The 12,498-nt window shown below is 37.4% G+C and carries 13 protein-coding genes; all 13 read left to right on the top strand.

Translation table 11 applies throughout. From position 1 onward, the window contains the following. Positions 1-277 precede the first annotated feature (277 nt). Complete coding sequence (locus CIK99_RS10635) at positions 278-1,747, top strand: oligosaccharide flippase family protein (RefSeq protein ID WP_144007973.1); 1,470 nt, start codon at positions 278-280, stop codon at positions 1,745-1,747. 1 nt (position 1,748) lies between these two features. Continuing rightward, positions 1,749-2,321, top strand: a complete 573-nt coding sequence (locus CIK99_RS10630) for an acyltransferase (RefSeq protein WP_094381485.1) — start codon at positions 1,749-1,751, stop codon at positions 2,319-2,321. Between the two features lie 42 nt (positions 2,322-2,363). Next, entirely contained in the window at positions 2,364-3,467 is a 1,104-nt protein-coding gene (locus CIK99_RS10625) for an NAD-dependent epimerase/dehydratase family protein (RefSeq protein WP_254047784.1), read from the top strand. Then, on the top strand, positions 3,458-4,729 hold the full coding sequence (locus CIK99_RS10620) for a Coenzyme F420 hydrogenase/dehydrogenase, beta subunit C-terminal domain (protein ID WP_094381483.1): 1,272 nt from the start codon (positions 3,458-3,460) through the stop codon (positions 4,727-4,729). The genes CIK99_RS10625 and CIK99_RS10620 overlap by 10 nt, the downstream gene beginning before the upstream one ends. 5 nt (positions 4,730-4,734) lie before the next feature. Continuing rightward, the gene (locus tag CIK99_RS10615; RefSeq protein WP_094381482.1) at positions 4,735-5,952 is read left to right on the top strand and encodes a polysaccharide pyruvyl transferase family protein; all 1,218 of its coding nucleotides are present in this window, start codon (positions 4,735-4,737) and stop codon (positions 5,950-5,952) included. A 76-nt stretch (positions 5,953-6,028) separates the two neighbouring features. Further along, a complete protein-coding gene (gene tnpB / locus CIK99_RS16090) occupies positions 6,029-6,202 on the top strand; it encodes an IS66 family insertion sequence element accessory protein TnpB (protein WP_144007972.1) in 174 nt (57 codons plus the stop codon). Beyond that, a complete protein-coding gene (locus CIK99_RS15920) occupies positions 6,190-6,318 on the top strand; it encodes a hypothetical protein (protein WP_256387399.1) in 129 nt (42 codons plus the stop codon). Before tnpB ends, CIK99_RS15920 begins: the two co-directional genes overlap by 13 nt. 353 nt (positions 6,319-6,671) lie before the next feature. Then, entirely contained in the window at positions 6,672-7,373 is a 702-nt protein-coding gene (locus CIK99_RS10610; protein WP_094381481.1) for a dTDP-4-dehydrorhamnose 3,5-epimerase family protein, read from the top strand. Between the two features lie 87 nt (positions 7,374-7,460). Further along, positions 7,461-8,363, top strand: a complete 903-nt coding sequence (gene rfbA / locus CIK99_RS10605; RefSeq protein ID WP_094381480.1) for a glucose-1-phosphate thymidylyltransferase RfbA — start codon at positions 7,461-7,463, stop codon at positions 8,361-8,363. 132 nt (positions 8,364-8,495) lie between these two features. Continuing rightward, positions 8,496-8,852: a four helix bundle protein gene (locus CIK99_RS10600; RefSeq protein ID WP_094381479.1), complete on the top strand. Its 357-nt coding sequence runs from the start codon at positions 8,496-8,498 to the stop codon at positions 8,850-8,852. Between the two features lie 24 nt (positions 8,853-8,876). Further along, entirely contained in the window at positions 8,877-10,085 is a 1,209-nt protein-coding gene (locus CIK99_RS10595) for a dTDP-glucose 4,6-dehydratase (protein ID WP_094381478.1), read from the top strand. Between the two features lie 21 nt (positions 10,086-10,106). After that, entirely contained in the window at positions 10,107-11,255 is a 1,149-nt protein-coding gene (locus CIK99_RS10590) for a glycosyltransferase family 4 protein (protein ID WP_094381477.1), read from the top strand. A 9-nt stretch (positions 11,256-11,264) separates the two neighbouring features. After that, positions 11,265-12,392, top strand: a complete 1,128-nt coding sequence (locus tag CIK99_RS10585; protein WP_094381476.1) for a glycoside hydrolase family 99-like domain-containing protein — start codon at positions 11,265-11,267, stop codon at positions 12,390-12,392. The last annotated feature ends 106 nt before the right edge of the window (positions 12,393-12,498 follow it).

The following is a 12,498-nucleotide window of genomic DNA, read 5'->3' as shown; positions in this document are numbered from 1 at the left end:
ATTGCTTGAGAAAATTGCGAGTCTCTTTGATTCCACACTGGATGACCTGCTTGAGAGGGCTATGGCAGATGAAGAAACAAGGCAAGACTTGGAACGCATTCTCAGATGTGATCAAGATTTCAAAAAGCAACCTATGGATTAACGCTTTTTAAGCAGAAAGAGCGAAATACCTAAAGGCTAATTGTTTAATATCTATTTTTAAAAGAGTCAATCCCCACTACAGCTGCTTCTGTGGGTGTGGGAAACTTTAGTTATGTTATATTGTAGAATGTTCATAATGGTATTGGTGACTCTTTACACAAGTAGAGTCGTTTTACAAACTTTAGGTGTTGAAGATTACGGCATCTACAATGTTGTTGGTGGCATCGTTTCTATGATGGGCATCGTAAATTCAGCTTTAGTTATAGCTACACAAAGGTTCATTATGTATGAATTAGGAAAAGGCAATCAAGAACAACTAGGAAAAATATTTAGCTCTAGTTTTATCTGCTTTTCCCTATTATCTGTCATCATCTTCATTTTGGCTGAAACTGTAGGTTTATGGTTCCTCAATTCAAAAATGGTTATTCCAGCCGATCGTCTAATCGCAGCTAATTGGGTATATCAATTTTCTATTTTGGCTTGTTTGAATACTTTGTTAGTCAATCCATATAATGCTTGTATTATTGCTCACGAGAAAATGGATGTGTATGCTTATGTTAGCATCTTAGAAGTTGTATTGAAGCTAATAGTTGTTTATTTGTTGTTAATTATACCTTATGATAAGTTGATCGTTTATGGTGCTTTAATATTATTTTGCCAAGTACTTATAACAATGGTTTACCGTATATATTGTATTAAACATTTTAATGAATGTAGAGTCAAATTTCATAAGGACATGTCACTCTATAAAAAAATGTTTTCTTTTACAGGATGGAATTTATTAGGATCTTTAGCAAATTTACTGCAAACGCAAGGTCTCAATATCTTATTGAACTTATTTTTTAGTCCTGCCGTAAATGCTTCTAGAGGAATAGCAAATCAGGTAAATGGCACAGTTAGCAATTTCTTTAATAATTTTTTAACAGCAGTACGTCCTCAAATTATAAAATATTATTCAATCGGTGATACGGAAAAACTATATAAATTAATAAATCGTAGTTCTCGTTTTTCGTATTATTTGATATTGCTTGTTTCTATGCCTATAATAATAGAAGCTCCATTCTTGTTAGATTTATGGTTGGGAATTGTTCCTGATTATGCTGTTCCATTTACTAGACTGATTGTTGTTATCACGGCTGTTGATGCTATATCTAATCCTCTTATGACTTTAGCTCAAGCAAATGGTAATATAAAAATGTATAGTGTTGTTACTGGAAGTATCTTGTTGACAATAGTACCAATATCCTATTTTGTTCTTAGGCTTGGTGGCTCGCCTTCTTCGGTGTTCGTTGTTGCTCTGTTTGTAGCGGTCTCTTGTTTGATTTCAAGAATGTTGATTTTAAAACGGATGGTTAATTTTGATGTTTTAGGATTTGCAAAAAATGCTTTAGCACCAATTGTATTGGTGACCATTGTATCTACATTGTTGCCACTCTACATAAAGATTTATTTTGATAATGAATCTTTTAAAATGTTTATTGTCATTTCTGCAATTTGCTTGTTTTCTACAATGATTTCCTCATTTTTATTAGGTATGTCTAAGTATGAGCGAGGCAAGGTTCTGGGAATGAAACATATTGGCCGAATATTGAGAAAAAAGAAATAGTATGGGGATATTGAGAAAAATAAAACAACATGTTTATGGTTGTAAGAATGGACTCATTTGGTGGATTTCTAATAGTTTTCTACCATATTTGCCAAGTCAACATTTGAAAAATTGGGGGCTTCGTAAGCTTGGATCTTCGATTACTAAGAATGTGAAATTGTATTCCGGTTTTTCTGTTCGTTATCCTAAAGGTTTAGTCATTGAGGATGGTGTAAGTATTGGACCAAAAGTTTTATTAGATGCCAGGTGTGGTTTAACAATTCACAAGAATGCTGTTATTGCTTATGAAGCTATAATATGGAGTTTGAACCATGATTATAATGATCTTCATTTTTGTGGTAAAGGTGCGCCTGTAGAGATTGGTGCTTTTGCTTGGATTTGTAGCAGATCTATTATTCTTCCTGGTGTAAAAATTGGTGAGGGAGCTGTAGTTGCGTCTGGGGCAATAGTAACTAAAGATGTTGAACCATGGACTGTTGTGGCAGGAATTCCTGCAAGAATTATTGGAAAGCGTGAGAAAAAGGCATATCAATATGGATATTGTCATAATGATGATTTTAGCCATTTTATGTAACTTTTTTCTACGGTAAAATATAATACTCAAAAATATTGAATTATGTCAAAGAGTGTATTGTTAATAGGAGGTACAGGAACTTTAAGTTCGGCCGTTTTACAATGTGCATTGGATGAAGGCTATGACTTGACTATCATGAATAGAGGTACCAACAATTCTAAGATTCCTCGGAATGTTAAAATAGTCATTGGAAATTTCTACAATCTGAATGAACTAAATGAAAAATTTGAAAATAAGAAATATGATGTCATAGTAGATTTCCTTTCTCGTATTCCATCCGATATTGAAAGAACTTATGGATTGTTTAAAGATAAATGCAAGCAATATATTTTTATATCTTCTGCATGCGTTTATAAGCGGGATAAAAACGATTTCCCAATCAAGGAAAATTCTCCCAAGCCAAATGAACTCTGGTCTTATAATAAAGAAAAATATCAGTGTGAAAAACGATTAATGGAATTGTCGGTAGGAACAAAATCCTATTATACAATCGTTCGTCCTTATATTACTTATAATGACGAGCGTATTCCTTTAGGAATTTCTCCATCTTATAAATATCATAAAACGATTATTGAAAGAGTAAAAAGTGGGAAACCATGGTTCGTTTGGGATGATGGAAAAGCTATAACAACACTTACTTATGCGGAAGACTTCGCTGTAGGCATTGTAGGGCTTTTTTTAAATGATAAAGCAAAAAATAATGATTTTCATATAACTAGTGATTTTCGTTATACTCAACGGGAAGTCGTAGAATTACTTTTTAAAAAATTGGGTATGCCTTTAAAAATTATATCTGTTTCCTGTCATGATTTGTGTAAAGGTTTGCCTGAATTTAAGCAGATGCTCATTGGAGATCGTGCATTGGATGCAGTTTTTGATAATTCAAAGATTAAAAATGCTGTACCTCAATTAAATTTTTCTGTGTCTCTAGATAAAGGACTTGATAAAATTATTGATTTCTGGACAAAATCTTCTGCATTGTATGACTATCAGTTTGAGGGCCGTTTAGATGCTTTATTGTCTAAATATGATAATCAGATTAAATACATTAAGTATCCTAATGCTTTAAATAATTCCTATCTGCTATATCTAATGTATAGGTATTTGCCAATCAAGGTTGCTAATAAACTTAGAAAATGGATATAAAGAAATATAAAAGTTATATATTTACAGGTAATAAAACGACATGTTCTGGTTGTGGAGCTTGTGTTCAGGTTTGCAAGAGAAAAGCGTTGTCTATGCAAGCAGATGAGGAAGGCTTTTTGTATCCAGTTATGGATGTAGGCAAATGTGTACACTGTGGTCTTTGTGATAGCCGTTGTCCTGAGATTAAGGATAAAAGTAACTCGGTTAGTAGCTTTCAGCATTGTTACATTGCAACAACTAAGGATGATAAATATTATAAAGAAAGTGCCTCAATCGGCATTTGTACGATGTTGGCTGAGTATTTTCTACAAAAAGGTGGTGTTGTCTATGGATGCTTTTTAGATGAGGTTAGTTGGACTTCTTATCATATAAGACTTGATGATATCAAGGACATCTCAAAAATAAGAAATTCTAAGTATCTTCAAAGCAGTACGCAATTAACTTTTAAACAGGTACAGAGTGACCTGTTAAATGGTACACTGGTTTTGTATACTGGTACGCCATGTCAGATAGCAGGTCTAAAGACTTTTCTCAATAAAGATTTTGATGACCTATACACTGTTGATATAATATGTCATGGTGTTTTTAGCCCAATGTTAATGCCTTTGGAAGTAAAGTATTGGACTAAGCTTTTTGGAGCAGAAATTAGAAATTTTAGGTTCCGAAGCAAACGGGTCTATAAGCATTCTAATGGAGGTATGGTAAATTTTGACTTGTATAAAAATGGTAAATTCAAGAGACATGTTGAACGTTATGCTGCAAGTTCTCCATCTTATTTTTGTTACGCTTATAGTGGAAATGGAATAAATTACAACTTAAGGTTATCTTGTTATTCTTGTAAATTTAAAGAACAAACAAGGTATGGTGATATTACTGTTGGAGATCCTTGGGGAATTGATGACAATGATAAAAATGGGGTTAAGCTTACAGAAGAATTGACTTCACGAAATTCTATAAGGTCTTTGTATTCGTCTAATACCCAGAAGGGAAATATGCTTCTCAAAGAAATTAATCAAAAGCTTGTATTTCAAGAAATTCCTGTTGAAAAAGCATTTGTGCAAGCTGCTGTTAATTATGGGGAAAGAGAAATTCCGCAACTTAGAGAAATACTTTTTTCTTCACTGAAAGAAAAAGAATATGGGAAATTAGTAGAGTATTTATTTAAATGTGACTTGGAAAAGAATCATAAAAAATTTAAAATTAGATATTGGAAAAGCGAAGTAAAAAAAATAATCAAACGTGTTTTGTTTTCAAATAAATAAATAGTATGAAAAAGATTGGAATTATAACATATTATAAAGTGATGAACTTTGGTGCGACACTGCAAGCAGTATCAACTTATTCTTTTCTAAAGAATCATGGGTACTCACCAATTTTTATCAATTATATTCTTAAAGAAGCGCAAGAAGCTATTAATAGAGGAAAGAATGATCCGCAATGGAAAGCTCAACTTGATTTTGTGAATGGTATTATTCAAAATCAAACCTCTCTTTGTACTACAGCAGAACAAGTACTAAAAGTGATTAATGAAGAACAAATTGAGAGTGTGATAATTGGTTCTGATGCTTTGTTACAGCATCACCCGTTTTTGTCTCGATTACATAAGGGGCGTATTAAACCTATTTATATTTCTCATGTAACTTCTGATAGATTATTTCCCAATATATTTTGGGGATGTGGAGTGGCTGATAAAATTCCAATGGCTTTGATGTCTGTTTCGTCTCAAAATAGTGCATATCATTATTTTATGCCTTGGACAAAAAAAGCAATGAAGAAGAGTCTATCTAACATGAAGTATATTTCCGTAAGAGATTCCTGGAGTCAAGATATGCTTAAAGTGTTACTTGATAAGGAAGTTCCTGTTACACCAGATCCTGTTTTTGCATTCAATCAAAATGTTGGAGATTTGGTGCCAAGTAAAGAAAGTATTCTAAAAAAATTTGGTCTTCCTGAAAAGTATGCGTTATTGAGTTTGTTTTCACAAGTGATTAGTAAAGAAGAAATATCTGAATTGGAAGCTGCTTTTTCAGAAGATGGTGTTGCTCTAGCTGTATTGCCTATGCCAACTGGCCGTCCATATAATCATGGGGTTAGGCATGATATAAAGTTTCCTTTATCTCCAATGGATTGGTATGCATTAATTAAATATTCACAAGGATATGTTGGCAGTAATATGCATCCAATTGTTGTAAGTCTTCATAATGCAGTTCCATGTTTTAGTTTGGATTTTTGGGGAAAGGAAGATTTTTGGGGAAATAAGAAAAATGATGGTTCTAGTAAAGTTAAACATATAATGAACGTTTTTGGAGTTTCTCACAATCATCGTTTTATTGAGCATGGAAAATGTAATGTTAGCGTGGTAGAAATTATGAAAGGTCTTCATGAATTTCCTATAAATCATGTGAGAAATATAGCAAACAATTATTTAGAGCAATATAATTTAATGATGAATGATATGTTGAAACATTTAGAAATAAGTTACTGAACTTTCGCAAGTGAAAATTCCCAAGTTGAATTTAAGTAAGCGTCCAAAAGTGGTTTTAGGTAATCCGTGAAAAAGTTTGTACCTTTGCGCTGTCAAATTACGCGCCAAGTACCACCGCGACCCGTCGAACGGAGATGTCTATATGTTCATGTCCAAGGACCAGACGAAGGTCAAGATGATCCATTATGAGAACCATGCCTATTATGTTCACGAGAAGTGCTTATCAAAGGTTATATTATGGAAACGGTAGAAGAACTGAAGAGATACGTGAGATTCCTGCATTCCTCCCTTCAGGAGAAGGACAGTCAATACTTTCATCTCGACCTGTCAGCAGAAGTGTCGCAACTTCCGCGACTTCTTCGTTGACTATGTTCAGGAGTGGAACAGGGGACGAAGGGACTATGACAATCTTGTTAGGCTTGCTTTCTCCCCGGCGACCAATTAAAATAAGTTAAATTTCAATTAAATCACAAATAGGCGGGCTTCTCGGAATGCTCGTCCTATAAGGGTTTTAATCACTTTTGGACGTTTACTACAAATCGTAAACAATGAAACTCGTTTCTGTTGTTGAGATGGTAAACCACCAATACAAAAAATTACGTTTAATTTAAGCGAAACTTGCTTTAGCTTGATGAACACCGATTTGTTATTAGCACTGTGTAAATAATCAACAATCAGAAACTTGCGCAGCTTGATGAGCTTGCGAATAATCAATCATCATGAATGTAATACCAACAAATATCCCCGGCGTGCTCATCATTGAGCCCCGTGTATTCAAAGACTCCCGCGGCTACTTCTTCGAGAGCTTCTCTCAGAGGGAGTTTGACGAGAAAGTAACGCCCATTCTTGGACATAGTATAAACTTCGTGCAAGACAACGAATCAATGTCATCATACGGCGTGATACGTGGTCTTCATTATCAGCGCATGCCATATACACAAAGTAAGCTCGTGCGCTGCGTCAAAGGCGCAGTTCTCGACGTAGCCGTTGACATCCGCAAAGGCTCCCCGACATTCGGTCAACACGTCTCCTGCCTCTTGACAGGACGTGATGAAGAAGGAGTGAAGATAGCAGAGCAGTTAGCAAAAGATACAGTAATCAAGAACTTGCGCAGCTTGATGAGCACCGAAACTAATAAACAATGTGCGAATAATCAGCAATCATTAATCGGACGTGAGTTTTTCATCCCTCGTGGTTTCGCTCACGGCTTCGCCGTTCTCTCCGAGACCGCCGTCTTCCAATACAAGTGCGATGAATTCTATCATCCCGAGGCTGATGGCGGCATCAATATCAAGGATGAAACACTGGGCATCGACTGGCGCATACCAATGGAGAAAGCCATACTTAGTGAGAAAGACTTGAAGCATGCATGCCTGAAGGATGCAGCACTAGATTTTGATATAAGCGACAAGTTATACTAATCATCTTCACTATTCAGATACTGCCTGTTTTCCAGAGCAACTTTTTACAGGAAAGTCTGAATGGTGTAGATCTATTAAGATAAGTTTATGAAAGGTATAGTACTAGCAGGTGGTTCGGGTACCAGATTGTACCCCATCACCAAGGGCATCAGCAAACAGCTGATTCCCATTTTCGACAAACCGATGATTTATTATCCTATCTCCGTGTTGATGCTTGCCGGCATCCGTGAGATATTGATAATCAGTACTCCATTCGATTTGCCAGGCTTCAAGCGTCTGCTTGGTGATGGTAGCGACTTTGGAGTGAAGTTTGAGTATGCCGAGCAGCCATCCCCCGATGGTCTCGCACAGGCATTCACTATTGGTGCTGATTTCATTGGCGATGATGCTGCGTGCCTTGTACTTGGAGATAACATATTCCATGGAGCAGGCTTGACAAATATGCTCGTAGAGGCAGTACGCACAGCCGAGGAAGACAAGAAAGCTACGGTATTTGGATATTGGGTAAGCGATCCCGAGAGATATGGAGTGGCAGAGTTTGATGCAGACGGCAATTGCTTAAGCATCGAGGAAAAGCCAGAGCATCCGAAGAGCAACTATGCAGTTGTAGGCCTGTATTTCTATCCCAACAAAGTGGTAGATGTAGCAAAGACCATCAAGCCATCAGCAAGAGGAGAATACGAGATAACTACTGTTAATCAGCGATTCCTTGAAGATGGAGAATTGAAGGTTCAGACTTTAGGCCGTGGCTTCGCGTGGCTTGATACAGGTACACATGATTCACTATCCGAGGCTTCTACATATATAGAGGTATTGGAGAAGCGCCAAGGCTTGAAGGTGGCATGTCTTGAAGGCATCGCCTTCCGCAAAGGATGGATTACTGCCGACAAGATGCGTGAGCTTGCAAAGCCGATGCTTAAGAACCAGTACGGACAGTATCTGCTTCAGGTCGTAGATGAAGTAGAAAGAACAGGGAAAGCTAATTTGTAGGGGCAATGAGCTATGAGCAGTGAGCTATGAGCCATCAGCTATGAGCTATCAGTATTGTGCTCACCTCTCACTGCTCACCTCTCATATCCCGCCTCTCACTGCTCACCTCTCACATCCCATATCTCATAGTTTATGCGCGACTTTCACAAGCTTGTTATTTGGGAAAAAAGTCATCAACTTACTTTGGATATATATAAGTTGACGCAACAGTTCCCAAAAGAAGAATTATTTGGGCTAACATCCCAAATTAGACGTGCAATTTCATCTGTTCCAACCAATATTGCAGAGGGTTGTGGTAGAGAAACGAACAAAGACTTTGCTCACTTTCTCCAAATTTCAATAGGTTCTGCTTGTGAAATAGAATACCAACTGCTATTGGCTCATGATTTAAATTACATAACCGATGAGGATTATAATCGACTAAATGATGAGATTGTGTCAGTTCGTAAAATGATTCATAAATATCAATCTGGGCTTAAAAGCTCATAGCTCTAAGCTCATAACCCAAAGCATATGAATAAAAGAAATATAGTTATTACTGGCGGCGCAGGCTTTATCGGCTCACATGTTGTTCGCCTCTTCGTGAACAAGTATCCCGAGTACAAAATCATCAACCTCGACAAGTTGACGTATGCAGGTAATCTTGCCAACCTCAAGGACATCGAGGACAAGCCAAACTATAAGTTTGTCAAGATGGACATCTGCGACTTCGACGCTTTCTATCAGCTGATGCAGGACGAGCAGTTCGACGGTATCATCCATCTCGCTGCCGAGAGCCATGTGGATCGCTCAATCAAAGATCCATTTACTTTCGCACGCACCAACGTGATGGGTACACTCTCATTGCTGCAGGCTGCAAAGCTCTATTGGGAGTCGCTGCCCGAGAAATATGAGGGCAAGCGCTTCTATCATATCTCCACTGACGAGGTGTATGGAGCCCTGTCGATGACTCATCCAGAGGGTATCGAACCGCCCTTCACCACCAAGGCATCGTCGTCACAGCATCATGAGGCTTACGGCGAGGACTTCTTCTTAGAGACAACAAAGTATAATCCTCATTCTCCATACTCGGCATCGAAGGCTGGCTCAGACCATTTCGTTCGCGCCTTCCATGACACCTACGGTATGCCGACCATCGTCACTAACTGCTCGAACAACTATGGTCCGTATCAGTTCCCCGAGAAGCTCATCCCGTTGTTTATCAACAATATCCGCCACCGCAAACCACTGCCGGTATATGGCAAGGGCGAGAACGTGCGCGACTGGTTGTATGTAGTGGATCACGCCCACGCCATCGACATCATCTTCCATGAGGGCAAGGTGGCTGAGACATACAATATCGGCGGATTCAACGAGTGGAAGAATATTGACATCATCAAGGTGGTGATAGCGACCGTAGATAAACTTCTTGGCAGAGCGGTATTGAGCGATGAGCAACGAGCCATGAACATTTCCCAGCTCATAGCTCAAAGCTCACCTCTCACCGCCATCTTCCCTGACATGGATCTTATCACCTACGTCACCGACCGCCTCGGACATGATGCTCGCTATGCCATCGACTCAACAAAGTTGCAGAGAGAACTCGGTTGGGAGCCCAGCTTGCAGTTTGAGGAGGGCATCGAGAAGACCGTGAAGTGGTATCTCGAGAATGAGGAGTGGCTCGACAATGTGACGAGCGGTGACTATCAGAAGTATTACGAAAATATGTATCAAAACAAATAGTTATTTTACTTGTATAATTAGATGAAAATCATTTATTATAGTCATGGGTTCTTTGCTGATTGTGACTTTCCTTTAATTAGGGAGTTGCAACGGCGAGGGCATGATTTAGAATATTATTTGCCTGTTGCGTCTTTTAGGCTTAAAAGTTCCTTATTAGATTTAGGGAAATTATATCCTAAAACAGGGATTTTCTCGGCGTCAGTATATCCTGCATTTCAGATATATAAGGATGAAATAGATCTTTCGAAAGTTTTCGTGGTTAATCAGACTCACAAACAGAAGTGGCATCCTATAAATCTTTTACTTCAAGCAAAACTCGCACTGAAATTTATACGAAAGAAACCAGATATCATTCATATTACGCTACCGCCTTCTATGATGATGAATCTTCTATATCTTGTAAAAGACAAACTTGTTCTTACTTTACATGATCCATTCACACATTCAGGAAGGAAAGACAAACAAGGAGAAAGGGATAGAGTTAGGGCTTTCCGTCACATTAACAAGCTTATTCTTCTTAACAAGAATCAAGTCGAGGAATTTATGAATGCATATAAAGTGTCGAGAGATAATATTTTTGTATCTAAGTTAGGAATGTATGACAGCATTACTCGCGTTTCTCCAATCCCATTCATATCTAAAAGGCCATATATTCTTTTCTTTGGATTAATTGCGGAATATAAAGGTGTGGAGTTTCTTATGAGAGCAATGCAGAAAATACATAATCAGCATCCAAATGTGAAACTTGTTGTAGCAGGTGGAGGAAAATTTTATTTTGATACAAAACCTTTCAACGCGTTAGATTATATAGAAATACATAACCATTATATTAATGTTCCAGAATTGGCAGGCATGCTTAAAGGATGTCTATTTAGTGTATGCCCATATAAAGATGCTACACAGAGTGGAGTAATTCAAACGGCTTTTTCTCTAAATGTGCCTATGGTTGTTACTAATGTCGGGGCATTACCAGAAGTTGTGAAGGATGGCGAAACAGGTCTTGTTGTTCCACCGTGCGATGTTGATGCATTAGCTAATGCAATGAATCATTTGATTGAGCATCCGGAACTACTTGAATCTATGCGGAATAATATTGAAAAGAATTGGAAGCCTTCCATGGGATGGGGTCCAATAGCAGATAAATATATTGAATGTTATACTAGAAATTAATTAAGAGATATGAACAACAAAAAAGCAAGAGTAATTGCATTTTATCTCCCTCAATATCACCCTACTCCACAAAATGATAAATTTTGGGGTAAAGGGTTTACGGAGTGGACTAATGTGACGAAAGCAAAGCCTCTTTTCCGCGGTCACTATCAGCCAAAGCTGCCTGCAGACCTAGGTTTTTATGATCTCCGTCTGCCTGTCATTCGCGAACAGCAGGCTCAAATGGCACGTGATGCTGGCATTGAGGGATTTATGTATTGGCACTATTGGTTTGGTAATGGAGTGATGACACTTCAAGATATTTTTGAAGATGTTTTGAAAAGTGGTAAGCCAGATTTCCCTTTTTGCTTGGGCTGGGCTAATCATGAATGGAGTAATAAAACTTGGACAAAAGGAAAGGCTTTTCAGAAAGATACCGTTATTTTTGATATGAAGTATCCTGGAGAAAAGGACTGGATAGCACATTTCAATTATTGCCTTCCTGCATTTAAGGATAAGCGTTATATAACTGTAGATGGTAAACCTTTATTCTATTTGTGGCAAGCATTCAGAATGCCTGATTTGAAAGAGTTCATTGCTTGTTGGCAAAAAATGGCTAAAGAAAACGGATTACCAGGTATTCATTTTGTTGCCTTGTGGTGGAGTGATAGTGAGTTTACTAAAGAGTCTTTTGAAAGATATCACGATGTTGGTATAGAAGCCATAAATCCTGCATACTTGACTTATGCTGAAGATAGAGCGTTGGGAAGTAAACTTCGCAAAAAGATCAGAGGACTATATAATCGAGTAACATTGGGTAATTTTGGCTCGATAAAGAAGTTCGATTATAAGAATATTATTCCTTATTTAACAAAAGAAATTGATAAGGAAGATATAGTTTATCCAACAATCTTGTCTGGTTATGATCGTACTGCTCGTTCTGGTGTAAAAGCTACCATATATTACAATTATACTCCAGAATTGTTTTCGAGACATATCAAACAAATTATTGATTCTGTTCAAGATAAACCTTTTGAGCATCGAATCGTTTTCTTAAAATCATGGAATGAATGGGCTGAAGGTAATTATGTAGAACCTGATCAAAAATATGGTCATGGCTATTTGGATGCCCTTAGAGATAATATTATAATTAAATAATTAAAGTTTCCCACACCTAAAAGAAGTGGTTGAAATTGCTGCTAAGCCTTTATCCCATTTATTGGGAACAGACTTCTCGTTCTTTGAAATTATTGAAAAAAAATCT

Origin of the sequence: Prevotella sp. P5-92, assembly GCF_002251245.1 — a bacterium.
Lineage (GTDB): Bacteria > Bacteroidota > Bacteroidia > Bacteroidales > Bacteroidaceae > Prevotella.
The sequence above is the reverse complement of the archived record's forward strand: the minus strand, read 5'-3'. Positions and strand labels throughout refer to the sequence as shown.